This window comes from Bartonella bennetti, from assembly GCF_045945445.1.
GTDB lineage: Bacteria > Pseudomonadota > Alphaproteobacteria > Rhizobiales > Rhizobiaceae > Bartonella.
This window is the reverse complement of the sequence record NZ_CP174576.1, coordinates 1,331,089-1,356,320: the sequence shown is the minus strand read 5'-3', so window position 1 is coordinate 1,356,320 and position 25,232 is coordinate 1,331,089. Positions and strand designations below refer to the sequence as shown.

Sequence of the window (25,232 nt, the reverse complement as noted above, 5' to 3'; positions counted from 1 at the left end):
ACAAATTAAATGCTTTAAAGCTAAATATCTTTGAACTGACCGTTGAAGCTAAGTACTTTAAGATTAAATCAAAAATACTTTAGTAAAAAAAGCAAAAAAAATACTTAGCAAAATAACCATATTAAAACTTTGTTAACATAAAAATTCAAAAGAATCAATCATTTCTCTTAAGAATTTTGTGTGCATATTAAATGATTTAAACTTTTGGAAAGATCTCTTGTTCATAAAACGAGGTATTATTCACCACTTCCCGGATTTTCTGAAAAATACTTTTCTAATTTATTGGGAACACCATCCATTTCTTTTGCTTGGGGGAGTGGATCTTTTTTTGTCATTAAATTAGGCCACTTATTTGCATAGTCTAGATTGAGTTCCAGCCATTTTTCTAGTCCTGGTTCAGTATCTGGTTTAATGGCTTCAGCTGGGCATTCTGGCTCGCAGACACCACAATCGATACATTCATCAGGGTGAATAACAAGCATATTCTCGCCTTCATAAAAACAGTCAACAGGACAAACTTCAACGCAATCAGTATATTTGCACTGAATGCAATTGTCAGTCACAACATAAGTCAAGATCAAACTCCATTTTCCGTTTTAGGATCTTTAAAAGGGTTTATAAGCGTGCATCCTTATCACGTTTAAGTTGATCACGGAGAACAGCCAATTTGGCAAAAGGTGAATTGGAATCATGATTTTGTGTTCGCAATGATTTCTTGTGTAAGGAAGCAGTTTTCTTTTTATTATACTTATAAGAATGTTGAGCTTTTAAAGGTTTTTCTTGAGAGGTGTTATAGTGTGCATTGCTTCCTTGTGTGGAAGTTTTTTTGTGCTGCTCTTGCCGTTTTTGTTTGGAATTATCACGGTTCCGATAATGTTGCGTTTGTTGAGAATGATAACGCCACAATAAAACAGTTTTCTTTTCTGCTGTATTTTGCATGTGTTTGACAAGATCCCCAACAGGCTCAGCTTTTGGTAAACAATCTGTGGCACAGGAGTATTGTTCAAGAGAAGAAGTCGTTTTTATTTCTGCTTGGTGTGTGTTGGATTGTTGTATTGTTTTCCAGAGATCACCGACACATTCTGCTTCAGCAAACAATGCCGTTGTTATTGAGGTATTATGAGAAGAGTGTTCGTGGGAAAGATTGTTTGTAGGCACCGAATTATCATAACGATGCGACCGATAACCAAGTCCTTTAAGAATTTCGTTCATATCAGTCTCATTGGCACCAAGATTAGACATCATCGCTGGAGTGATAAAAAAACTTTTACCATCATAGGCGCCATCTGGTTTTGGTTCTAATCCTGGTTTCCAATGCAGTGTAGGGCGAATAAGATTGGCAAGACGTTCTAGGATATCAATACGTACAGCACGTTTTCCTAGAATTTGATAACCAGCTAAACGATAAAGTGTTGGGTTATGAGTCGGGTCAGCAACAAATGAGGTTCGTCCGTTGTTCAAAGCGGCTAATATTTCATTTAACCCGGTTTGATCACTGTCTTTATTTTTGAGACACCAAAGGAGTATGAGTGCTTGAATTGGTTCTGGTTTGAGCATTCCCATAACATAGATATTAAAAGCACCGAAGCGAATGCCCAGCTGACGAAGATTTCTCCGTGCTTCTTGGTCAAGATTTTTAACTATTTGGGCGACACGACGGCGGGGTAAAATGCCTAAAGAATTGAAAAGTTGTGAAGCAAATTGAGCTGTTGAATCTGTCAAATTATCAGCATTGCGTAAATCTAAGAGGGGCTTTAAAGTTGTTTCAAAATGAAAGATTACAAAACGCTCTAATCGTGCAATCACTTGGTCACGAGATTCGCCTGTTAATTCTACATCCGCTAAGAGAAGAACTTTGGGTTTTAAAATATCTGTTGTTGCAATTAGTTGTCCGACAGGTTGACCAATCCAGCGAATAATTCCGTCAGAACTGAGTGTAAAATCCCCATTAGCGGCAGCACAAAAACGTGTTGCACGTTTCGTAAAGGCAGCAATCAAAATTTCGTTATCGAGACTATTTTGTTCATCAGTTTCTTTATCTGTATTGCCTTTATTGATATAAAAACGAAACCCTTCAAATCTGCCACTTCCACTTTTTTCAATAAGAACATCATCTTTTTGAATAATTTTGCTCTCCATGATCATCTTCTTTCTCAAAGTTTTATGGGGTAAAGGTTGTTCTTGATAATATTATTTAGCACTCTTTTGGGCATTTTAGCATGTTTATTGTACTTGCTTCAATGTGTTCTTAGTCTCTTTTTGCAGGTATTTAAATTTTGGAGATTTTATTTCATTTTTGAAATTTTCTTATCAATATACCATACAACTTTTAATTGTAATTATAGGGGTTAACTTTAAAGTTAAACTTTTATTTCACAGTTAAAGTGAGTGATAGAAGACACTCATTTCTATTTTATTTATCCCTTTTGATCTATTTCATTTATCCTTTTTGGTTTTTTTCTTTTTATTTGATTGCGTTGTTAAAAAACAAGCATTTTCAGGCATTTTATATGTAAAAACCTCTGTGTAAAGAAATAAATTTTATTTTTTATAATAAGTTTTGGGGTCAAAGTAAAAAAACAATTGCGATTATAAAAATACACGTTAAAGTAGTTTTTTATAAAGTAAACAACTTTAGAGTTTGTTAGGGCGAATAATGATGTCGTTGTCAAAACAACTTAAAAAATAATTTTAATCGCAAGGAATTATTATGAGTAGTCATTCACATGTTGTGTATAAAAGCAGTAAAAATTCTAATGATATTGATACAAGTTTAGGACGTAATATGATGCGTTCTGCAATGCGGGCGCCATATCTTGAACGAAAAAAAGAGCATGATTTAGCACTGCGATGGAAAGACAAACGTGATGATGATGCTATGCATCAGATTGCAGCTGCTCATATGCGTTTGGTTATTTCAATTGCTAGTCGTTTTAAACGTTTTAAAATGCCCTTAGGGGATTTAGTTCAAGAAGGATATGTTGGGCTCTTAGAAGCGGCTGCACGTTTTGATCCTGATCGTGAGGTGCGTTTTTCAACCTATGCAACTTGGTGGATAAGGGCTTCTATTCAAGATTATATTTTACGGAATTGGTCAATTGTTCGAGGAGGAACGAGTTCTTCGCAAAAAGCACTCTTCTTTAATCTTCGGCGTTTGCGCGCTAAATTAGCGCAAGATGATAATACTTTGACCAAACAAGAAATTTTTTCTGCTATTTCTGAAAAGCTTGGGGTTTCAGTGACTGATGTTGAAAAAATGGATTTCCGTTTTTCTGGGACGGATAATTCATTAAGTCTTTCTATTTCTGAGAGTGGTGAAACACCAATTGCTAAAATGGATTCTTTAATAGATGATCATCCTCTTCCTGATGCTGTGATTGAGCAAGTAATTGATGGACAGCGGCGGTCACAATGGCTTTATGAGGCTTTAAAAATCCTCAATGAACGAGAACTCGAAATTATTCGTTTCCGCCGCTTAAATGAAGAGGGTGCAACCTTAGAAGTACTCGGTGAAAAATTGGGGATTTCAAAAGAACGTGTACGCCAAATTGAAGCGCGGGCTTTGCAAAAGCTTCGTTGTGCTTTGTTAACAGTGAATTCTGCAGAAGTTTATCAAGTATAAGTATGGATTCTTCTTTGAAAAAATCGAAAAGATCATTGTTTAATGAGGAGGAAAAATATATTTTATGTATTCATTCAGAAATGATTTTAACACGTGATCCTTCAAGAAGAGCTTGCGTTGGTGAAAGCCCATTAATCAAGCGAAAGAGTTTTTCTTTGTGTGGTGTATCTTGCATTTTATCTGAAAGGCTTAAAACTGTGTCTTTATGTTGAACAGAGACAATACGGATTCTTAAAGGGGGTAATTTTCTCAGCTCTTGAGAGGAAAGGAAGTGAAAACTTTGGGCTGTATTTTTGGCGATAGCTTCAAAATTTTTGGAATGATGAGGGGCTGCTGTTAGAAAGCGGAAAACACGATTTTTGATGGGAATAACAGCTATATAAAATTGCCATTGTTCGTTAGTTGCATAGGCATGGGCTGCAGGTAAGCCTTGAATTGTTATGGGATGGACAGAGGCTTCATCAAGTCCAGCTACCCAACCGCTTTTCAAGTAATCACTTGCAGATATGTTCGTGGGAAAAGGGATGGCATCAAAACGAATTGCAATTTTATCGGGACCACTTGCAATGACAGCTGGGGAAGAATTGTTTATGGTAAAATTGGTTGGGACAGAGAAAGTGATGCCCCATTTTGGATGAACAAATTTATTTTCTCTGATATATCCTGTATCAGAGTTGCCACCAAAGATCATGTTATCGATGCCATTAAGAAAGGTATCGCGATCAGTATTTTTAGTTTGAGGATCAGATGCGCTTATTTTACGGGCTTTATTGATAGCAAGGCGAATTCGTTGCGGGGTTGTAGGATGATGTGCTAAAAAGTCTAATGAATCATTTGTAGCTCCCGAGATGTTGCGAAAAGCTTGATAGGCTTCCATTGATTGCAAAAAGCGTGGAAAAGCGAATGAATCATATCCAGCGCGATGAAGCATTTCAATTCCAATGGCGTCAGCTTCAAGTTCCTGATCCCTTGAAAATTGAGCTAGAGTTTGTTGATTTTTTACAGTGTTGTCCGATTTTCCTTCAGAGGGTAATTTAACATGTGAGGAAGCGCTATTCATGTGTTTTAATTCTACTTTTTTTTGTAAGCGCAAGATACCATGATTAGCTGTAATATGTGCTATTTCATGTGCTAAGACAGCCGCAACTTCTGAAGAGTCATTAGCGAGTGCTAACATTCCACGGGTTACATAAATATAACCACCGGGTAAAGCAAATGCATTCACATGGGCTGAGTTTAAAATTGTGACATGATAGGTTTGATTGGGGTTATGTGAAACGGCAACGAGTTTTCCTATAATTTTTGCTAACATACGCTCAAGTTTTGGATTATTATATTCATCGCCATAGGTTTTTAAGATGCGGGGATGTTGTGCAGCACCCAATGTAGCATAAACGTCGTTGTTGCTGGAATCAGCAGTTTTTATAGGGAAGTCTGAAGGATGTAAGCGATTATTCCATTTAAATTTTGTTTGGCACGCTACAAGGAAAAGCAAGAAGCTTACGAGAAATATTCTATAAATTATATGGTAGGAAAAGAAATTTTTTTGAAAAAATCTAAACCCTCGAATCATTGCTTTTCTCATTTTTTATTATTTTAGCTTTAAGATTTTGTATGCATTTTATACTTAAGAATTTTTATAAAGGATTCTTTAGATGTCTTCATGATTATAATCTATAGCAGTAATATATTAAAGGGCGTTTTATAAAAGGCGTAATATAGCATGAAAACATTTACAATATTGTTAAATGGGGACATTTGCATTACTCAACGTTTGCGTGACCAAATTTATGATAGTCGCATAATTGCTGCTGATGGTGGGATACGTCATGCTGAAGCATTATGTGTTGTGCCTGAATTATGGTTAGGGGATTTTGATTCTTCTGATCAAGATTTACTGCAGAAATATAGTCATATTACACAGGAATTTTTCCCTCCTGAGAAGGATGCAACTGATAGTGCATTGGCTTGTGAGCGTGCTTTGCAGGAAGGTGCTCAACGACTTATTTTATGCGGTGCTTTTGGAGGAGAGAGAAGTGATCATGTTTTGTCTCATATGACTCAAGCAATTGCAATGGCAGAGAAAGGTATTTCAGTGTTATTAACCAGTGGTTATGAAGAAGGATGGCCAATTATACCACAATCTTTTTCTTGTGATTTGCCGAATGGGTGTCTTTTTAGTATTATTGGATTTTCTGATTTACAGGGTTTAACGATGTCAGGGGTTAAGTGGCCATTATTAGATAAAAATGTGTCTTTTGGGTCTTCTCTAACACTCTCTAACCATATTTGTGGAACTTTTTGTTGTCATTTGTGTTCTGGTAAAGCTATATTATTGGCGTCTGTACCTGTGTCTTAGAGTTTTTTGTATGTATAAAGTGAAATGAAAAGATAGAAGCAGGAAAAGTAAGGGGACTATATAATAGTATAACGTGATTTTAATCTTTAAAGTAGAGAAAGAAAAAGTAGAGAAAGAAAGGGTTTAATATGTTAAAACCAGTTTTAACAATGGCAGTTATTGCAGTTGTTGGGTTAAGTTCGACGGCGTGTACAGTTTCTGAACGAAAAATTTCAGAATACGGTGTTGGTGGTGCTGCATTAGGCGCTTTAGCAGGTTCAGCAATTGGTGGTGGAACACTTGGATCAGTAACGACAGGTGCAGCTGTTGGTGCTATTGCAGGAACAGTAACAGGTGTTGCTGCAGTTCAGAAAAAAAATCAAAAGAAAAGGTTACATCAGAGAGTAATTCAACAGTCTGGTTTATGCACCTATAGTGATGGAAAAGGTTATGTGTATAAAGCACCTTGTGCTTCTCAGACGCCACAATTGTGCACTTATACTGATCAAAGAGGGAAACGTTATCAGGCCCCTTGCCATTAATAATTTGAATGGCTATCCCACTTCTGCGGCTTGATCGTATTTTCTTAACCTTTGGAGGACATCCTTTACTCAATCAGGTGAGTTTATCAGTTGGTCAAGGTGAGCGTATAGCTCTTGTGGGCCGTAATGGGTGTGGAAAATCGACACTTTTAAAAATTGCTGCCGGATTATTAGAACCGAGTGGAGGCGAAGTTTTTCGCCACCCTCTGGCGACGCTATATTATGTGTCGCAAAATCCTGATTTTTCAGGATTTGATGATGTTAACGCTTATATACAAGCTGGTTTAAATGAGACCCATGATAGACAATGGGTGAAAACTCTTTTGGGCAATTTTGGTTTTTCGGGTACAGAAAATGGAGAAACGCTTTCTGGAGGAGAAAAACGCCGTCTCTCATTATTACAAGCAATTGCAGTGCAACCAGATATTTTATTGTTGGATGAACCGACCAATCATCTTGATTTACCAACGATTGAGTGGCTGGAGGGAATGTTATGTTCTTTACGGTCAGCGATTGTGGTTATTTCGCATGATCGGAGGTTTTTGGAAACGGTGACGCGCTCAACAGTTTGGATTGATAGGGGCACAGCTAAAAGGGTTGAAAAGCCTTTTTCTGAATTTGAAAAGTGGCGTGATAAAGTCCTCGAGGAGGAAGCACGTGATCAGCATAAATTGAACCGTCAGATTGAACGAGAAGAACAATGGTTGCGTTATGGAGTTACTGCACGACGCAAGCGCAATGTACGGCGGTTGGGAGCGTTAAAGGACTTGCGTCAGCGTTCTCAGAATTATAAAGGGCCTCTAGGAAATGCATCGTTTGAGGCATCTAAAAATCAAGAATCTGGGCAACTTGTGTTGGAAGCTAGGAAGATTTCAAAGTCTTATGGTGATCGTATCCTTGTTAAGGATTTTTCATGGCGCCTTCAACGGGGGGATAGAGTAGGCTTAGTTGGTCGAAACGGTGTTGGAAAAACAACATTGCTTTCTGTTTTGATAGGGCAGGAAGCTGCAGATCATGGAATCATAAAGCGGGGATATAATTTATCGATAGCTCTACTTGATCAACAGCGTACTGTCAATGAAGAAGAAACATTAGCGCAGTATTTAACGGGAGGCAGAGGGGATACTCTTTTGATTAATGGGCAGGAGAAACATGTTGTTTCTTATATGAAAGATTTTTTGTTTTTACCAGAACAAGCACGCACACCGTTGAAGGAATTATCAGGCGGTGAAAGAGCCCGTTTAATGTTGGCACGTCTTTTATCCCAGCCTGCAAATTTTTTAATTTTAGATGAACCTACCAATGATCTTGATATGGAAACCCTTGATCTTTTGCAAGAATTTATTGCTGATTTTCCTGGAACAGTTTTGTTAGTAAGTCACGATAGAGATTTTTTAGATCGAACTGTATCTCATATATTGGCGCCTCAGGGAGATGGCCACTGGGTTTTATATGCTGGGGGGTATAGTGATATGGAGGTGCAAATAAAAAAAGCTGCACTTTCTTTGCGTAAAGAGTCGCAAAAATTAACAACTTTGGGGCAGAAAAAACAACCATTATTGCGTACAAAAACAGCACCACGTAAACTATCCTATAAACAAACATATGCTTTGGAAAAATTACCAGAACAGATTGCTGCTTTGCAGAATGAAATCAAGAAAATTGAAGATTCTCTTACTGATCCAGCGCTTTATTGTTGTGATAAAAATCGTTTTGAAGATTTAACCGTAGCACTGGAAGAGAAGAAAAAACTCTGTGCGCAAAAAGAGGAAGAATGGCTAGAACTTGAACTTTTACGTGAAGAAATAGAACAAAAGCGTATCACCGATTAAGTCATGCCCAAGGCATTTTTATAAAGCTGGATTATTGCTTCTTCTTCAATTCGTTCATGATCTTCTTTCTTGCGGAGTCTTATGATGCTACGGACTGCTTTACTGTCAAAACCAGATCCTTTAAGCTCCGTATACACATCTTTGATGTCATCAGAAATTGTTTTTTTTTCTTCTTCTAACCGTTCAATCCGTTCGATAAAACTACGCAATTGATTGACGGATATAGCTTGTGTAGTATCAAGCACATCGCTCATCGCATTCTCTCCGAATATATCGTTTGTTGGACTTTTAATAATAAACTATTATTGGAGATGCCTTAAGAAGGGGTAGAGAGTCAAGCTCTACATTCTTTTTTACACATTGACTTTAATTTTTTTGTATAAACGAGCTGTTTACGTTGATGAAAGATATCAGGAAGTGGAAAAAGATGGAAAGAACTATATAGGGCGCTATAATTGTGAAAAAAGAGAAAAAATGGATATTTTATTTTAAATATTTACCTTGTGAAATTGAACTTCTGAATTTTAAAATGACTACAAGGAGCAAGAGCTGTGTTAAAAGCGCTTAGAATTTTATTCTTAAATATTCTTTTTTTGTTCTCTGCTTTTGAGTGTGCAAAAGCTGATTTTCGAGTTTGTAATACAACGCAAGAGTCTGTTGGTATCGCTATTGGCTATCGTACGGTTTCAAATTGGGTGAGTGAAGGTTGGTGGATTATTCCAACAACAGAGTGTAAAACTTTGATCGATGGCCCCCTTGAATCACGATTTTATTATTTATATGTCGAAAACACTCGAAAAAAAGGGAGTGGGATAGGGAAAGTTATGATGTGTGTGCAAGATAGTCAATTTACGATTGAAGGAATTCATAATTGTTTTGTAAGAGGGTTTCAAAGGGTTGAGTTTGAAGAGATTGATACCGGTGATCAAACCAATTGGATGGTGCAGTTAACCGATGAGCCTGTATTGCACGATTCAATTGCACCCAAATCCGCCTCTATATCTAAGGTTCCATCTACACCCATATTTGCACCTTCTGCTAAGCCTCTTTCTATACCTAACTCTGTTTCTGCTCCTACATTTGTGCCTTCAAAATCGTCGTCATAAAATATATCATTGCATAAAGTGGAAATCGTTTCTCCTCTTGAGGATATTTTGGGCACTCTTAATCTTAATGAGTGATAAATTTTTTAAAGCTGGGATAAAAGCTTGATTCTTAATGTAAGAGAGTGTTGAAGGAAGCAAAGACTTTTCTCTTGGTCGAGAGGGGAGGTTCACTGGATCCCCCTTGTTCTTACTGTGTTCCTTGTTTATGTGCTGGCGCAGTTCTTTAAAGATCAGGACAAGCGTTATTTTATCTTTATTCCTGTAGAGAAGTCTTCTCTTTATTTTCTTTGAGCAATTGATGGGTGATCTTTTCAATTCTTTTCGTTGTTTCTATGACAATTTTATCCATCATGCGGTCTCTTGTCTCATTTTTTTGGAGAAGAGCTTTATAACTTTCTTGTAGTTTTTTATTTTCTCGTTTTATTTCTTCCATTTCATCCATGATCATAATACCAGCCATAAGGGAGAGACGCTGATCACCAATTTCACCAAAGTTTTTTTTAAGATGTACAATATATTGATCCAATTTAGCAGCGAGCTGAGTGAGGTACTCTTCTTGCCCTGCATCACAGGCCATACGATAAATTTTGCCATCAATTGTGACAGAAACGGTTTCCATTTGTTTAAACCTTTATCGATCAATCACAATACGAATTGTTTCCATAACTTTAATCAGTCGTTTGGAAATATCTTTATTGACTAGGGTCAACCGTTCTGTGTGCGCTTCGGCTTTATCAAGTTCTTGAGCAAGACGACTACGATCAGCATTCATTCGTTGAATTTCCTCTTCCCATTCGTTATTTTTGTCAATAATAGTATTGTGATTGATAACAGCGACTTCTAAATTTCTGAGTGCTTTTTCCAATTGTTCTAGAGCTTGTGGTAAAATAACAGTCTCTTGGTTCATAATGAGTGTATTCCTTAACAGTCATTTATGCAAAAACGAATCACTTATATTTTTTTGTATCTTCTTCATTTTTAAAGATATAGGCTATTTTAGCAAGCAAAGCAGAAGATTGATGTGAATTAAAGGCTGGATTATTTGACATTATAGGCAGAAGTGTGGTGTGCATAAGGGTTATAGAGAAAGATGATATTTTTGTTTATATGAGGTAGAGGTGCAGAGTGTACGCATATTTTAATAATTAACGGCATAAGAACGGCATAAAGAATGATTAAAATAAGAGTAAGTTTTACAAAAAAGTGGTCTATCATTTATGACAAATAACGAAAAACAAAATCAAATGGCTCATGCTATTCGTTTTCTTGCTATTGATGCAATTGAAGCAGCCAATTCTGGTCATCCGGGTTTACCAATGGGAGCTGCGGATATTGTTACTGTTCTTTACACAAAATTTTTAGCCTATGATCCCCAAAATCCGCGTTGGCCTAACCGCGATCGCTTTGTCTTATCAGCAGGGCATGGTTCAATGTTGCTGTATGCTGTATTGTATCTTTCTGGTTATGAGGATGTTTCTTGTGAGGATTTGCGCAATTTTCGCCAAATAGGATCTAAACTCGCTGGTCATCCAGAATATGGGCATGTCGCTGGGGTTGAAACAACGACTGGCCCTCTTGGCCAAGGGCTTGCTAATGCTGTGGGAATGGCACTGGGAGAACGCTTACTTAATGCCCGTTTTGGGGAGTTGATTTGCCATTATACTTACGCTCTCGTAGGCGATGGGTGTTTAATGGAAGGGATTTCTCAAGAGGCGATAAGCTTAGCAGGACATTTAAAACTCAATAAGCTGATTGTGTTTTGGGATGATAACGATATTTCGATCGATGGGGCTATTTCATTAACCGATAGTACAGATCAAATGGCGCGTTTTAAAGCATCTGGCTGGAATACTATCAAAGTGAATGGGCACAACCAAACTGCTTTAATGCGGGCTATTGAGGCTGCACAAGCTTCTGATAAACCAACGTTAATTGCCTGTAAAACAACGATTGGTTTTGGAGCGCCTAATAAAGGAGGAACGAATAAGGTTCATGGGTCTCCTTTGGGAGCAAAAGAAATTGATGCAACCCGTAAAGCTTTGCAGTGGGAAGAAGAACCATTCGTCGTTCCAGCTGATATTCTTGATAGTTGGCGTTTGGCTGGTTTGAATGCTGCAAAAAAACGAAAAAAATGGGAAGAGAAATTACTTGCTTTATCTGTTTCAGAGCGGGCTGAGTTTGATCGATTGATGCGGGGGGATCTCATTGGAAATTTTGAGAATGTTATTGATGATTATAAACAAAAATTAGTTGTTGATCGCCCTGTTGTTGCAACTCGTAAAGCCTCTGAAATGGCGCTGGAAGTTATCAATGAGGTTGTTGAGGAAACAATTGGTGGTTCTGCTGATCTCACGGGATCTAATAATACAAAAACAAGTCAGATGAAAGCTATCTCTGCAGATGATTTTTCGGGCCGCTACCTCCATTATGGAATTCGTGAACATGCTATGAGTGCGATGATGAATGGTCTTGCGCTTTATGGTGGCTTCATTCCTTATGGTGGAACCTTTTTATGTTTTTCAGACTATATGCGCCCTGCAATGCGTTTGTCATCTCTTATGGGATTACGGGTTATTTATGTAATGACCCATGATTCAATTGGTTTGGGTGAGGATGGTCCTACCCATCAGCCGATAGAGCATTTAGCAACATTACGTGCGCTTCCGAATCATTTTGTTTTCCGGCCGGCAGATGCTGTTGAAACACTCGAATGTTGGCAATTGGCTTTAAAGGCAAAAAAGACACCTTCTACTTTGGCTTTAAGTCGGCAAAATTTACCTCTTGTACGTCAAGAATATACAAAAGAAAATCTCTGTATGTTTGGGGCATATGAATTATTAACAGCCAGTGATGATGCTCAAGTTACACTATTTGCTTCTGGTTCAGAGGTGCATGTTGTTGTCAAAGCACACGCTGTTTTAGAAGAAAGTGGGATTCCAACACGGGTGGTTTCTGTCCCTTGTTTTGAATTATTTGCACAACAATCTGCCGCATATCAAAAAGCATTAATTGGTGAGGCTCCAATTAAAATTGCCGTTGAAGCAGCTGTTCAGCAAGGGTGGGAGCGCTTTATTGGCTGTGACGGAGTATTTATTGGAATGAAGGGATTTGGTGTAAGTGGACCAAGTGATGCCCTCTATAACCACTTCGGTATTACCTATGAAGCTGTTGTGGCGATCGTTAAAGAAAAGCTTGAAAAGATTAATAAGGAAGTAATGATATGAGTGTTCGCGTTGCAATTAATGGATTTGGACGGATTGGACGTAATATTTTACGAGCCATCGTTGAAAAAAAACGCCAAGATATTCAGATTGTGGCCCTTAATGATTTAGGGTCAGTGGAAACAAATGCTCACTTATTGCGCTACGATTCAGTTCATGGGCGTTTTCCTGCTCCTGTTAAGGTTGTGGGGGATAGTTTAGATGTTGGGTGTGGTGCAATTAAAGTTATTGCTGAACGTGATCCGACAAAATTACCGTGGAAGTCTTTAGATATTGATATCGTTCTTGAATGTACAGGGCTTTTTACAGCGCGTGATAAGGCATGTCTTCATTTAGAGGCAGGGGCAAAGCGTGTTTTGGTTTCTGCACCTTCTGAAGGGGCTGATTTAACCGTGGTATATGGAGTCAATCATCAGGCGTTGAGCAAAGAGCACCGTGTTGTTTCTAATGCTTCTTGTACAACGAATTGCTTAGCTCCCGTTGCACAAGTACTTCATAAAGCAATTGGAATCGAAAAAGGGTTTATGACAACGATTCATTCCTATACCGGGGATCAACCTGTTTTAGATACAATGCATAAGGACCTTTATCGTGCGCGTGCAGCAGCTCTTTCTATGATTCCTACATCAACAGGGGCTGCTAAAGCAGTGGGGCTGGTTTTGCCAGAATTAAATGGTTTGTTAGATGGAGTATCGATTCGGGTTCCAACACCGAATGTTTCTGTTGTGGATTTGACGTTTACTGCTAAGCGTTCTACGACTGTTGAAGAAATTAATACGGCTATTCGTACAGCTGCTAAAGGGTATCTAAAAGGGATTTTGGATTATACAGAAGAGAAACTTGTCAGCAGTGACTTTAATCATGATCCACATTCAGCAATTTTTCAGAATGATCAAACTAAAGTGATTGATGGGAAATTGTGTCGCATTTTAGTTTGGTACGACAATGAGTGGGGTTTTTCAAACCGGATGAGTGATACTGCTGTAGCTTTTGCCAAGACATTGTGAAAGAAGGATTTTTGATCCTTTTTATGTCCCATAAAATAAAGAGGGTGTTTTGGAAAAAAGAAATCTGATGTTTTTTAAGAGCATCAAAAAATATTTTAAAGCAAGAAAAATGGTGAAAAAGTGCTATGAAGGTTTTGAAAATATAAAGAACTGATGACAGTGAGTTAACAGTGTCCGTCGAAGGGAAGAAGAGTGTTTTCAAGGATAAAGAAGAAGAGAAAATAGGGATGAAATTTCAGACACTCGATGATGTTGATGTAACAGGAAAACGCGTACTGGTGCGGGTGGATTTCAATGTTCCAATATTGAAGGGGCAAGTGTGCGATGCAACACGGATTGAACGCCATAAAGACACAATTGTCGAACTTCAAAAGCGTGGGGCTAAGGTTATTATCCTGTCTCATTGTGGTCGTCCCAAAGGACAATTTGTTCCAGAATTTACAGTGCGTCCCGTCATTGAGGCCCTCGAAAAAATCACAGAACAGCCGGTTTTGTTTGCAAGTGATTGTATAGGAGATGTCGCTCAGAGCGCAGTGGATACAGTGCAGGAGGGGCAAATTCTTTTGCTTGAAAATGTGCGGTTTTATCCGGGAGAAGAAAAAAATGATCGTTCTTTTGCTAAAGCTTTAGCGCACAATGGGGACCTTTATGTGAATGACGCTTTTTCTGTTTCTCATCGTGCTCATGCTTCAATAGAAGGGATTACACATTTGTTACCTTCTTACGCAGGGAGGGCATTGCAGAAAGAATTGCAAGCCTTAGAGAAGGGGCTTGATTGTCCAACGCATCCAGTAATAGCAGTTGTTGGAGGGGCTAAGGTTTCTAGTAAGCTTTTTGTTCTTAATCATTTGGTTGAAAAGGTTGATTATTTGGTTATTGGCGGTGGTATGGCCAATAGTTTTCTAGCAGCACAAGGTGTTTCTGTTGGTAAATCATTGTGCGAAAAAACGCTGATGGCAACAATAAAAGAAATCATTGAAAAAGCACATAAGAATCACTGTACACTCCTTTTACCTTTGGATGTCATTGTTGGATTTCATTTTGAAAAAGAAACACCACATCAGTGTTATGCTCTTGAGGAAATTCCTGAGGAAGGAATGATTTTGGATATTGGTCCTCGTTCTCTTGCGCATATTCAAGCAGCAATTGATAAGGCAAAAACTCTTGTCTGGAATGGTCCGCTTGGCGTTTTTGAAATGTCTCCCTTTGATCAGGGAACGGTGGCGGTAGCACGGTATGTCGCAAAACGCAGTCAGCAGGGACAATTGGTATCCATTGCTGGAGGCGGAGATACAGTTTTTGCGTTGAATCATGCAGGTGTTGCCAATGATTTTACCTATCTTTCAACGGCAGGTGGGGCGTTTTTAGAATGGATGGAAGGGAAAGGTCTTCCTGGGATTCTTGCTCTTCAGCATGTGTGAAGGGAAAAAGCATCCAATGACTTTGGCAAATGTGCTAGTCAGTCATTGATTTTAGAGCGTAGAAAAAAGAGGAGCTTTATATGAGTGAGCGTCTTGAAGATATTGCAGCATCTCTGGTTCGTCCGGGAAAAGGCATTTTAGCAGCCGATGAAAGTACAGCAACGATTGGAAAACGGTTCGAATCCATTGGTGTAGAATCTACCGAAGATAATCGTCGGGCTTATCGTGAAATGTTGTTTTCAGCAAAAGAAGCAATGGAAATGGCTATTTCTGGTGTGATTTTATTTGATGAAACTATTCGTCAAAAAGCATCAACAGGGCAAATGTTAACAGATCTCATTCGTAATACTGGTGCTGTGCCAGGCATTAAAGTTGATACAGGTGCTAAGCCTTTGTCTGCTTTTCCTCAGGAGACAATTACAGAAGGATTGGATGGTCTGCGTGAGCGGTTGAAGGATTATTATGCCTTGGGCGCGCGTTTTGCTAAGTGGCGTGCGGTAATTGCAATTGATGCACACTCTTTGCCAACAAAAGGTGCAATCAATCAAAATGCTCAAGCTTTGGCGCGCTATGCTGCTTTATGTCAGGAAGTTGGTCTCGTACCAATTGTGGAGCCTGAAGTGTTGATGGATGGTCAGTCGCGTCAGCATTCAATTGCTCGCTGTTTTGAAGTAACACAAACAGTTTTAAAAAGAGTCTTTGAAGAATTATTTCAAGCACGTGTTATTTTGGAAGGCATGATTTTAAAACCTAATATGGTTATTGATGGCAAAGACGCACGCAAGGCTTCCGTTGATGAAGTCGCTGAAAAAACAATTCGTGTCCTTAAACAAACTGTTCCTGCTGCTGTTCCGGGGATTGCTTTTCTTTCTGGAGGGCAATCTGATGAAGAAGCAACAGCGCATTTGTCTGCCATGAATAGTTTAGGTTTCTTACCTTGGAAATTGACTTTTTCTTATGGACGTGCATTACAAGCTGCAGCTTTGAAAGCATGGGACGGAAAAACTGAACAGAGTGCTGCGGCACAAAAGGCTTTTTATCATCGCGCGCGAATGAACCATTTGGCGGCTTTAGGACAGTGGACAAAAGAACAAGAACAGTCTTGTGTATAAATCAAAAATAAAAAAACAGATTGTACATTTTCTTCAACCCCTGTCTGTTATGATGGAAATGATAGACAGGGATCTTTGATGCATAAAGCTTTTTTCTTCTTCTCAAGAGATTTACTCTTCAGCAAATAACGTTCTTCGGAGTCTGGGCAGTATTGATCGGGAGAATTTATTTGACCGAAACACCCTTAATATAGCCCTGTTGAGTATGAAGAAGAGGGTGCAGACTATAAGAGTAGTCTTGAGAGTTTAAAAGAGAAGAGTATCTTTATCCTTTTTATTGTGTGTTGAGTAGAGGAGACCATGCCGGATCAGAGGCATCATTTGGGGTACGCAAGAGGCGTTCATTGCGTCCGGTAATATCAATTGTGTAAATTTTTGAGCCTTCTCCTGGATTTTGACGAAAGAACATGAGTACTCGGCCATTGGGAGCCCATGTAGGACCTTCATTATGGAAACCTGTTGTTAAAATCCGCTCGCCTTTTCCATCAGGATGCATCACACCAATGGAAAATTGACCCTGAAATTGTTTTGTGAACGCGATATAATCCCCGCGCGGAGACCAAATAGGAGTGGAATAGCTTCCTTCATTAGAAGAAATACGTTGGAGATCACTGCCGTCTACGTTCATTGTATAAATTTGTGGTTTTCCACTACGATCAGAAGAAAAAACAATTTTAGTGCCATCTGGTGAATAAGAGGCTGACGTATCGATAGCTTTGGTTGCTGTTAAACGGGTCATTTGCCGTGTGCGTAAATCCATCGTATATAAATTGGCACTTCCATCGTTTTGTAACAAACTCATAATAACCTTTTGTCCATTAGGAGAAAAGCGGGGGGCAATGGTCATGTTATCAAAGGTTCCGATCAATTCTCTTTGTCCTATTTCCATTTGATGAAGGTAAACATGAGGCGTTTTGTTTTTATCATAAGCCATATAAGTGATTTCTTGTCGCTTAGGAGAAAAGCGTGGCGTAAGGACAAGCTCATTGCCCTCAGAAAGATAGATTAAATTTGCTCCATCTTGATCCATCATCGCTAAACGTTTGATACGGGCATTATGGGGTCCTGTTTCATCAATAAATACAATGCGGGTATCAAAATAGCCCTTTTCACCTGTCATTTTGCTATAGATTTCATCTGCAATCATATGTGCAACACGGCGCCAGCGTTCCGTTGCTGTATAAAAGCGTTGTCCTTTGATTTGTCGTTTCCCGACAACATCCCATAAACGGAACTCAACTTTAAGCCGTCCATCTGTTTCTCTGTAAACTTTTCCTGTGACTAACCCTTGGGCGTTTATTTTTTTCCAATCAGAAAAGTTTGGTTGTTTATCGGGATTAGGAGATATTTCAGGAAAAGAAGATTTTTGTAAGGGGAAAAAAAGTCCTGATCTTTCCAGATCTGCTGCAATGACAGCAGCAATTTTTATGCCTAATGAATCGTGAGAAAGAAAATCCGCAACGGCAATGGGGATGGGGTTAAAATCAGCTTTTGCAATCGTGCCTTTCAGTTGTGCATATGAAGATGAAAAACCGAAAAACCATAAATATACAATGAAAAAAAACAAGGAAGAAATTGTACGTTTTATCACAGTCATATGGTATTCATCCTTTCTTTGATATAGAAAAAACTGTTGTTTTATGGTGTTGTTTCTTGAAAAGGATCAACATTAAAATCAAAACCTTGCCCCCATAAATTATATTGATCACGGGGAAGATTTTCATAGGGTTGGCATGAAAAAACAGCAGCATAAACTTGTTGTGTCATGATGGTCAGCTGACTTTCTTCACCTTTCAGAGGATCAATCTTTGGTTCGCCTATCACATTTCCGTTATTATTTAAACGAAATTGTAAACGCACGACAGGGCGGTTGCTCAAATTACCCCCAATAGCAACAAGTTTGAGCTTTTGTTGAATACAGGTTCCTACAATATTAACCAGTGTTTGCGCTTTTTTTGCGGAGTCACCAATATTTTTTCGCGCACCTAGAGCTTCTGGTTTGTTGGAACGTTTTGCACCACCCCCTTGGGTGCGTGCACGATTAATAAGATGTGTTTCTTCCATTGCCAAAATATCTTCAATCGTTTGTTCTCCTTTGGAAGGAGATTTTTGTGCCTTTGCAAAATGAGAAGGTTCAACTGGCTTTTCCTTTGGTTTGAAAGATGGCAAAGGAATATTGTCTGGAAGCGTCATTGTTGGTGTCGATTCATGAGGTTTTTCCTGAGTAAGTTCTTCTAGCGTTTTCTGAAGAGGATCTTCGGGTTCTATTTGTTCTAAAGCTGTCGGAGGAACTATTTGGTCTGTTGATTCTGATTTTTGGGGCGGTATTTTCATTTCATTCTTTATGAGTTCTGACTCTGTATGAAGGAAGGCTTCTGTTTCTGTCTTTGTAAATTTTTCTGTTTTCAGGGATGATTCAGGGATGTCCGATGCCTCTTGTTGTCCAAAAGAAGAAGGTGTTGCATCCATATGTTGCAATTTTTCTTTTGGCTGAAAGGGAGCTTGAAGATCCATCATTCCTTCACCAAAATGATGAGCATCTTCTTTTTCTTTTGGTTGTGTTGTTGGTTTGGGAGCAGAGTCTTCAAGAGGGGGAGCATTTGATGAGCCCTCTTGGAAAGCGAGCTCTTGGTCAAGAGAAGATAAAGTAATCGGAGCGATTTCTAAGCTTTGTTGCATAAAAGAAGAAGAGGGAGTGAAGTGTATTATTCCCCAGCTGAAAAGAATAAAGTGCAGTGCAAATGATAAAACCAAACTTTTCTTCATGCCGTGATGAGAGCCTTTTTCCATTTGTATGCCTTGCTGTTTTGTTTTTTACTCTTGCAGGGAGTTTTGAGATATATGATGCAACAGTTTATGGAGAATTTATTGTCCGAGACTGGCTAAAGCAACCTGCGAAAAACCTGCTTTTTGAATATGCGCTAAAAGTTGCAAAACTTGTTGATATTCAACAGTTTTAGCGGCACGGACAAAAATACGTTTGTTCTTTTTCGTAGGATCCTCGGCTAATAAGGCCTTGAGATGGTCAATCAAAGCTTCTTTTGTGTCATAGTAGTTTTGATTGATGGCTAAACGCCCTTGGGCATCAAGTGAAACGGTTAAGGGTGTACTGTCCATTTGCACGGGTCCTGCTTGGCTATGAGGAAGATCAAGAGGAACACCATTGACCAAAAGAGGAGCGGATACCATAAAAATAATCAATAAAACTAAAATAACATCGACAAAAGGTGTGACGTTAATCTCGCTCATTAAAGGAGTGCGCGAACGGCACCGTCTACGCGTACTTGTGTGAGCAGAAGAAGCAACAGATAATCCCATAACACACCTCTTTATAAGGATGAATTGCTGGATGTTGTTTCATCAATTCGTCGTGACACAATTGTCGAAAATTCATCAGCAAAATTTTCTATTTTGGCTATAATCTGTGCACTTTCACTTGTCAATTTGTTGTAAGCAATAACAGCAGGAATGGCTGCAAACAAACCAATTGCAGTGGCTAAAAGTGCTTCTGCAATGCCCGGAGCTACGATCGCTAGCGAGGTGTTTTGAGAGGCAGAAATAGAAAGAAATGAATTCATAATTCCAACAACAGTTCCAAATAAACCAATGAAGGGACCTGCCGATCCGAGAGTTGCTAAAAAACCTAATCGTGATTCTATTTTTACACTTTCACGCCCTAAGGTTAAATCCATCGCCTTATCAATTCTAGACTGGAGGTTTAAGGATGTGGGCGATCCTTTTGAGAGTGACTTTTTCCATTCCGTCATTGCGGCGAGGAAAACAATTGATATACTGTTGCTCCGTTGACTATTATAGGTGGCATAAAGGTCTTCCAAAGATTGTCCTGACCAAAAATTTCGCTCAAAATGGTGGATATTACGTCGTATTTGACGATAAGAAATGAACTTATCAAAAATAATAGCCCAGCTCCATATAGAAGCAACAATCAACCCAATCATAACAGCCTTTACAATCCAATTGGCTTGCATAAATAGGCTTAATATTCCTATTGTTTCTGGACTTGCAAATTCTACTTGTGCCATGATCTTTTAACCTCTTCAATGAAAGATTTATTCCTTTACAGTCCATTACAGCATATTGTTTTATAGTTTCTAAATTTGTCAAAATAAAATTGAGTTTTTTACAAAAATGTCTAATGTTTCAAAAGTTTCTTTATTCTCTTTCAAGAGCATTTTATCTTTTAAGCGCTTCTGTTCCAATATCGCTTTTTAAAAAGCAGAGGAGAAGAGATTTTTGGGTAAACGGCGTGGTTTTGCTTCTTGATTAATGAGAGCAATTTCAACTTTTGCTTTAATTAAGATAATTTCATTACGCAAAATGATCTGATTCATGAAAAAGCGCGCCCCTTGAACGTGTTGTAAGGATGTTTTGATGGTTAAAAGATCATCAAGGGTGGCTGGTTTGGAAAAGGTAATGTCCATATGACGGACGACGAAAAATAATTTCTCACCTTGGCTATCCGAGATTAATTCATTGTTGCTCAATCCCATATCACGGAGAAATTCTGAACGTCCTCTTTCTAAAAATTCAAGATAACGTGCGTGGTAGACAACACCAGAAAAATCAGTATCAGCCACATAAATTCGTGCTTGAAGATCATGAGAAAAGGAAGAAGGTGATTGAGTAAAGGATGTGGTTTTATTCATTTTCTGGCTCCCAGAAAGAAGACTGAGAATCAGTCCCCGATGATGAAGAAACCTTTTTTATTGACTCTGCCGTTGTAGGGGGACAAAGTTTTAAATGTGTCCAAGCTTTTTCTGTTAAAATCCTCCCACGCGCTGTTCGTTGAATAAAACCTTGTTGAAGCAAATAAGGTTCAATAATATCTTCAATTGCATCACGGGGTTCTGAAAGAGCGGCAGCAATTGTTTCAATACCAACGGGTCCTCCTAAAAAAGTTTGAGCAATGAGGACGAGATAACGGCGGTCTAAAGGATCAAGGCCAAGATGATCAACTTCAAGACGTGAAAGAGCTTCATCAGCAATTGTATGATCAATTTTTTCAGCTTTTTTGACTAAAGCAAAATCACAGACACGTCGTAAAAGACGCCCTGCAATTCTAGGGGTTCCACGGGAACGGCGCGCAATTTCATGAGCGCCATCATCATTGATTTGAACTGAAAAAAGACGGGCGTTGCGCTGAACAATGTATTCTAATTCTTCTATGGTATAAAAATTTAACCGGATGGGAATGCCAAAACGATCCCGTAAAGGAGTGGTCAGTAATCCTAAACGCGTTGTCGCTGCAACTAAGGTGAATTTGGCTAAGTCAATTTTGACTGAACGAGCCGCAGGACCTTCACCAATGATAAGATCAAGTTGATAATCTTCCATGGCCGGATACAGAATCTCTTCGATAGCCGGATTTAAACGATGAATTTCATCAATAAAAAGAACATCTCGCTCTTCCAGATTGGTTAAAAGAGCAGCTAAATCACCCGCCTTGGCAATGACAGGTCCTGAGGTTGAACGAAAATTAACGCCTAATTCCTTTGCCATAATTTGCGAAAGTGTTGTTTTTCCTAAACCAGGAGGTCCAACAAAGAGGACATGATCTAAAGCTTCATGTCGTGTTCGCGCTGCTTCAATAAAGATTTTTAAATTCGCACGGGCAGCTTCTTGACCAATAAAGTCATCTAGGGTTTGGGGTCTTAAGGAGCGATCCGGATCGTTAGGAAGGGGAATAGCTCCAAGAAGGCGCTGAGGATCATCTTTATGCATTATCCATTGTTCCCTTGATTTTGTGAGGAAAGAAGTCTGAGGCTATGACGAACAAGGAGTGCTGAGGAAACCGTTTCCCCTTTAAGAGCAGAAAGGGCTGAAGCCAAAGCAGTGGCTGCTTTGTCATGATCAAAACCAAGCTTGATGAGAGCTAAAAGAGCATCATGAGTTGGTTGATGCTTCTCTTCTGAAGAAAAGTTCAAAGAAGAGGACAAAGCAGGATTCTTATTGTCTTCTTTAGAAAGAAGAGTTTTGCTTTTGAGTTCGCTTACAATTCTTTCACTGACTTTTTTGCCAACACCTGGAGCACGACTGATCATCGCAATATCGTTGAGGGTAATTGCTTGGCTGAGGTCACTAACTGATAAAGATCCTAAAATTGCCAACGCAACTTTTGCACCAACACCCGGGACATTCTGCAAAAGGCAAAACCATTCTTGTTCAGACTTTGTTGCAAAGCCAAAAAGACGAATCGCTTCTTCACGTACATGGGTTTCGATGAATAAGCTAAGACTTTCACCTATGGCTGGTAAAGAAGAATGAAGGCGGTTAGGGATAAAAATAATATATCCGACACCCTGCACATCGAGAATAATGTGATCATCAAAAATATGTTCAAGAATGCCTTTGAGTTTCCCAATCATGCGCTTGCCTTTAGACGGTAAGAGGAACTCGTACGGTGAGCGCTATGGCAAATTGCAAGGGCTAGGGCATCTGCTGCATCACTGCTGTCAAATTCAGCGCGGGGGAGAAGAATTTTCACCATCATGTGAATTTGCTCTTTCTCTCCATGTCCAACACCAATAACTGATTTTTTGACTTTATTAGGGGCGTATTCGGAAATGGGAAGACCTTCTTGAGCAGGAACAAGGAGTGCAATAGCACGGGCTTGACCAAGTTTTAAAGTGGCAGCAGCATCTTTATTGACAAAAACATGCTCAACAGCTGCTTCATGGGGCATAAACTGATGTACAACTTTTGAAAGTCCTTCATAAAGTTGGCATAATCTAGAAGCGAGGTCATTTTGAGCATTAGAGTGAAGTGTTCCCGACGCTACAAAATGGAGATGATTGCCACATAGGTCAATAACTCCCCATCCTGTACGTCGAAGTCCAGGATCAATCCCTATGATGCGAATCGTCTCTACCATAAAATTCAGTTTATTTGATTTCTCAGTATTTTAATAGATGGATACAACGAATAGAATAAAAGAAGGAAATATAAAGTAAAGAAAGTTCAAAGATATCTAAAAACACAGATAAAAATATAACTTGAAAAAGAAAAAAATAGTTTTCTCTTCTTAAAAACTTTTATGGATATGGAGAAAAAAGTGGAAGGAAAAGTCTTATAGATAATTAAGGCAAAAGTGCTTAGAGGCGCTGAAAAGCCGTTTTAAGCAATTGAAGCTGTTTGTTTACTGGATTGTTTTGAGATACAGTCTGTAAAGAAGTGTGTTTTTTATCATAGTTCATATGCCGCATTCTTTTTTCCAATCGAAGCGAACGCTGTACAAAGTGACGAAAAACTTCTGGTAATTCTTTCCAGTGTGCAGATTTGGATTCAAGTGATGGGGTGTGCAGGGAAACTTTTGCAATCTCTTTTTGAATTTGTTCTGATGACATTTCCCCTTCACGTTCAGCTCGAATCAGTAAAAGCTGAGAAGCAATTTGCATCAAACGCGTACTCAAATACATTGCTTCTTTCCCATAAATTTCAGAGAGTTCTATTGAAAGATCATGTGCAGCTAAGCGGCCTTCTGTATCAATATAATTTGCTGTCTCTTCAATCAGGATCATTGTTTCTTCATAAAGACGATTAAACACATTATCAAAGGCATTGTGCTTAATCATGACAATGGCCTGATTTTGTGGACGCTCATGTACGTTCACCACCACTATACTCCAAAACCAAAACAATCTTGGGAACATTTAAAAAATAACAAGATAGAAATTTCTTTTTTAAAATGCCCCTTCAAGAACAATGAATACCTTTTTTAGCATTATTGTGCAATGTTCTTTTTATGCTAAGGTTAATAAACTTGGAGGAGAAGGACGGCCATGTTTTTTCTTTACGGTGAAGTCTAATGCCTACTTTTGTTTTCATAATAATAAGCAATAATAAATTGAAGACTGATACCACTCATGATCAAAAAAGTGTCCAATATAAATGTACTGTTCATTGCCGTTTTTAAAATCTGTCCACACATAGCGAAGAGAGTTCCAGTTACAAAAACAGGTAAGCTCTGTTTCCCTAAAATCGCTAAGGGATGTTGTGTTGAGACGTGAAGCTTTCGGTGCAACCAAGGGAAACAAACGAGCAAAGAAGATAAGGAAAGAATATGTAACAGACGTGGAAGGCTTAAAAAAGTTTTATTGAAATCAATCAAAGGAGAAGACCAACTAAGCCAACCGAAACTTCCCCACCAGTGTAAGCGTACCCATAACAGGGAAAGAACAAGATAGATTACAGAGAATGTCAAGAGAAGACGGCGAAAGGGAAGCGATTTCTTCTCTTTGAGGAAGAGAGTTATTGTGAGGCCAATGATAAAGAGAAATTGCCATGAAAGAGGATTTAAAAACCACTGTCCTTTAAGAGGATAAGAAGGGGGGGCAATTCTATAAAGGCCACAGAAAACATAAAGAATGAAGGAGGTGAAAAGCAGAAGACCCTTATGTCGACAGCTCAAATAAAGTGCAAAAGGCGCGAAAATCATTAAAACGACGTAAAGTGAAAGAATGTTATTATAGCCAAGTTGATGACCAAAGCTCAAGATACTAAAAAATGCCAGAAAAGGATCTGTAAAAAATAATCCTACGTTATTCATAGAGGTGAATTTTTCTAAATTCCACAGGGAAAAAGCTCCTCCAAAAAGACCTAAGGTAACAAAAGTAGTAAAGAGATATGCTTTATAAAGACGAAAAGCTTTCCGCCAAAGTTTGCCAATCAGAGCAGAGAAAGCCAGTTTATACCAACGTGCGTGAAAGCTAAGTCCCAGTGAAACTCCTGAAAGAAGGACAAATATTTCTGCTGAATCAGAAAAACCAAAGTTTTTATGAGTGAGATATTCATAGAATGTACCAGGAATATGGTTGATGAAAATTGTCAATAGCGCTAAAGAACGGCAAACATCAATCCGTGTATCACGGAAAGTATGCGAACTATGATGAGAGGAAGCTCTGAAAGGTGTCATGAAGGGGCTCTTAGAGATATCGAAAAATGTCTCTTTTAAAAAAAATAGTCTATTTTTAAAAGAGTATGGCCATAAAATGTTTTTTAATTTTGAGCTGTG

Annotated in this window: 25 protein-coding genes; 9 read left to right on the top strand and 16 right to left on the bottom strand. The window is 38.7% G+C overall.

From position 1 onward, the window contains the following. Positions 1-236 precede the first annotated feature (236 nt). Positions 237-575 (bottom strand): ferredoxin FdxA, encoded by a 339-nt coding sequence (gene fdxA, locus ACJTDF_RS06115; protein WP_407965404.1) that lies wholly within the window; start codon positions 573-575, stop codon positions 237-239. A gap of 40 nt (positions 576-615) precedes the next feature. After that, complete coding sequence (locus tag ACJTDF_RS06110; protein WP_407965403.1) at positions 616-2,145, bottom strand: hypothetical protein; 1,530 nt, start codon at positions 2,143-2,145, stop codon at positions 616-618. A 565-nt stretch (positions 2,146-2,710) separates the two neighbouring features. On the opposite strand from ACJTDF_RS06110, the gene ACJTDF_RS06105 reads away from it, so the two are divergent. Further along, positions 2,711-3,622, top strand: a complete 912-nt coding sequence (locus ACJTDF_RS06105; RefSeq protein WP_407965402.1) for an RNA polymerase factor sigma-32 — start codon at positions 2,711-2,713, stop codon at positions 3,620-3,622. 70 nt (positions 3,623-3,692) lie between these two features. On the opposite strand, the gene ACJTDF_RS06100 is transcribed toward ACJTDF_RS06105, so the two are convergent. Beyond that, the gene (locus ACJTDF_RS06100; RefSeq protein ID WP_407965401.1) at positions 3,693-5,117 is read right to left on the bottom strand and encodes a M48 family metalloprotease; all 1,425 of its coding nucleotides are present in this window, start codon (positions 5,115-5,117) and stop codon (positions 3,693-3,695) included. Positions 5,118-5,345: 228 nt separating this feature from the next. On the opposite strand from ACJTDF_RS06100, the gene ACJTDF_RS06095 reads away from it, so the two are divergent. The 3 genes from ACJTDF_RS06095 to ACJTDF_RS06085 all read left to right on the top strand — a co-directional run bounded on the left by ACJTDF_RS06095 (position 5,346) and on the right by ACJTDF_RS06085 (position 8,334). Continuing rightward, the gene (locus tag ACJTDF_RS06095; RefSeq protein ID WP_407965400.1) at positions 5,346-5,981 is read left to right on the top strand and encodes a thiamine diphosphokinase; all 636 of its coding nucleotides are present in this window, start codon (positions 5,346-5,348) and stop codon (positions 5,979-5,981) included. A 128-nt stretch (positions 5,982-6,109) separates the two neighbouring features. Beyond that, complete coding sequence (locus ACJTDF_RS06090; RefSeq protein ID WP_407965399.1) at positions 6,110-6,502, top strand: hypothetical protein; 393 nt, start codon at positions 6,110-6,112, stop codon at positions 6,500-6,502. A gap of 8 nt (positions 6,503-6,510) precedes the next feature. After that, on the top strand, positions 6,511-8,334 hold the full coding sequence (locus ACJTDF_RS06085) for an ABC-F family ATP-binding cassette domain-containing protein (protein WP_407965398.1): 1,824 nt from the start codon (positions 6,511-6,513) through the stop codon (positions 8,332-8,334). On the opposite strand, the gene ACJTDF_RS06080 is transcribed toward ACJTDF_RS06085, so the two are convergent. After that, positions 8,331-8,588 carry a DUF2312 domain-containing protein gene (locus ACJTDF_RS06080; protein WP_078680721.1) on the bottom strand — a complete coding sequence of 86 codons (258 nt, stop codon included), beginning with the start codon at positions 8,586-8,588 and terminating at the stop codon, positions 8,331-8,333. The two genes, ACJTDF_RS06085 and ACJTDF_RS06080, sit on opposite strands and share 4 nt — an antisense overlap. Positions 8,589-8,885: 297 nt before the next feature. Between ACJTDF_RS06080 and ACJTDF_RS06075 the strand changes: the two genes are divergently transcribed. Beyond that, the gene (locus ACJTDF_RS06075; protein ID WP_407965397.1) at positions 8,886-9,440 is read left to right on the top strand and encodes a DUF1036 domain-containing protein; all 555 of its coding nucleotides are present in this window, start codon (positions 8,886-8,888) and stop codon (positions 9,438-9,440) included. 253 nt (positions 9,441-9,693) lie between these two features. Here ACJTDF_RS06075 and ACJTDF_RS06070 read toward each other — a convergent pair whose 3' ends face one another. Both ACJTDF_RS06070 and ACJTDF_RS06065 read right to left on the bottom strand, forming a co-directional pair. Then, positions 9,694-10,059, bottom strand: a complete 366-nt coding sequence (locus ACJTDF_RS06070) for a cell division protein ZapA (RefSeq protein WP_407965396.1) — start codon at positions 10,057-10,059, stop codon at positions 9,694-9,696. A 12-nt stretch (positions 10,060-10,071) separates the two neighbouring features. After that, on the bottom strand, positions 10,072-10,347 hold the full coding sequence (locus ACJTDF_RS06065; protein WP_407965395.1) for a DUF4164 domain-containing protein: 276 nt from the start codon (positions 10,345-10,347) through the stop codon (positions 10,072-10,074). Between the two features lie 310 nt (positions 10,348-10,657). Between ACJTDF_RS06065 and tkt the strand changes: the two genes are divergently transcribed. The 4 genes from tkt to ACJTDF_RS06045 all read left to right on the top strand — a co-directional run bounded on the left by tkt (position 10,658) and on the right by ACJTDF_RS06045 (position 16,201). After that, positions 10,658-12,664: a transketolase gene (tkt, locus tag ACJTDF_RS06060; RefSeq protein WP_407965394.1), complete on the top strand. Its 2,007-nt coding sequence runs from the start codon at positions 10,658-10,660 to the stop codon at positions 12,662-12,664. Next, positions 12,661-13,668 carry a type I glyceraldehyde-3-phosphate dehydrogenase gene (gene gap / locus ACJTDF_RS06055; RefSeq protein WP_407965393.1) on the top strand — a complete coding sequence of 336 codons (1,008 nt, stop codon included), beginning with the start codon at positions 12,661-12,663 and terminating at the stop codon, positions 13,666-13,668. The genes tkt and gap overlap by 4 nt, the downstream gene beginning before the upstream one ends. 227 nt (positions 13,669-13,895) lie before the next feature. Next, positions 13,896-15,089, top strand: coding sequence for a phosphoglycerate kinase (locus tag ACJTDF_RS06050; protein WP_407965392.1), 1,194 nt, complete (start codon positions 13,896-13,898; stop codon positions 15,087-15,089). 80 nt (positions 15,090-15,169) lie between these two features. After that, positions 15,170-16,201 carry a class I fructose-bisphosphate aldolase gene (locus tag ACJTDF_RS06045; RefSeq protein ID WP_407965391.1) on the top strand — a complete coding sequence of 344 codons (1,032 nt, stop codon included), beginning with the start codon at positions 15,170-15,172 and terminating at the stop codon, positions 16,199-16,201. A 274-nt stretch (positions 16,202-16,475) separates the two neighbouring features. Here ACJTDF_RS06045 and tolB read toward each other — a convergent pair whose 3' ends face one another. The 10 genes from tolB to ACJTDF_RS05995 form a co-directional block, all read right to left on the bottom strand. After that, complete coding sequence (tolB, locus tag ACJTDF_RS06040; RefSeq protein WP_407965390.1) at positions 16,476-17,798, bottom strand: Tol-Pal system beta propeller repeat protein TolB; 1,323 nt, start codon at positions 17,796-17,798, stop codon at positions 16,476-16,478. A 41-nt stretch (positions 17,799-17,839) separates the two neighbouring features. Continuing rightward, positions 17,840-18,991 carry a cell envelope biogenesis protein TolA gene (locus ACJTDF_RS06035; protein WP_407965389.1) on the bottom strand — a complete coding sequence of 384 codons (1,152 nt, stop codon included), beginning with the start codon at positions 18,989-18,991 and terminating at the stop codon, positions 17,840-17,842. 75 nt (positions 18,992-19,066) lie between these two features. After that, a complete protein-coding gene (gene tolR, locus ACJTDF_RS06030; RefSeq protein ID WP_407965388.1) occupies positions 19,067-19,519 on the bottom strand; it encodes a protein TolR in 453 nt (150 codons plus the stop codon). A gap of 11 nt (positions 19,520-19,530) precedes the next feature. Beyond that, positions 19,531-20,244, bottom strand: a complete 714-nt coding sequence (gene tolQ, locus ACJTDF_RS06025; protein ID WP_407965387.1) for a protein TolQ — start codon at positions 20,242-20,244, stop codon at positions 19,531-19,533. A gap of 186 nt (positions 20,245-20,430) precedes the next feature. Then, positions 20,431-20,868 (bottom strand): tol-pal system-associated acyl-CoA thioesterase, encoded by a 438-nt coding sequence (gene ybgC / locus ACJTDF_RS06020; protein ID WP_407965386.1) that lies wholly within the window; start codon positions 20,866-20,868, stop codon positions 20,431-20,433. Next, entirely contained in the window at positions 20,861-21,943 is a 1,083-nt protein-coding gene (gene ruvB, locus ACJTDF_RS06015; RefSeq protein ID WP_407965385.1) for a Holliday junction branch migration DNA helicase RuvB, read from the bottom strand. Before ruvB ends, ybgC begins: the two co-directional genes overlap by 8 nt. After that, on the bottom strand, positions 21,943-22,587 hold the full coding sequence (gene ruvA / locus ACJTDF_RS06010; protein ID WP_407965384.1) for a Holliday junction branch migration protein RuvA: 645 nt from the start codon (positions 22,585-22,587) through the stop codon (positions 21,943-21,945). The genes ruvB and ruvA overlap by 1 nt, the downstream gene beginning before the upstream one ends. Continuing rightward, positions 22,584-23,093 carry a crossover junction endodeoxyribonuclease RuvC gene (gene ruvC, locus ACJTDF_RS06005; protein WP_407965383.1) on the bottom strand — a complete coding sequence of 170 codons (510 nt, stop codon included), beginning with the start codon at positions 23,091-23,093 and terminating at the stop codon, positions 22,584-22,586. The genes ruvA and ruvC overlap by 4 nt, the downstream gene beginning before the upstream one ends. Positions 23,094-23,313: 220 nt before the next feature. Continuing rightward, positions 23,314-23,832: a DUF1465 family protein gene (locus ACJTDF_RS06000; RefSeq protein ID WP_407966233.1), complete on the bottom strand. Its 519-nt coding sequence runs from the start codon at positions 23,830-23,832 to the stop codon at positions 23,314-23,316. A gap of 191 nt (positions 23,833-24,023) precedes the next feature. Continuing rightward, a complete protein-coding gene (locus tag ACJTDF_RS05995; protein ID WP_407965382.1) occupies positions 24,024-25,133 on the bottom strand; it encodes an OpgC family protein in 1,110 nt (369 codons plus the stop codon). Between the last annotated feature and the right edge of the window lie 99 nt (positions 25,134-25,232).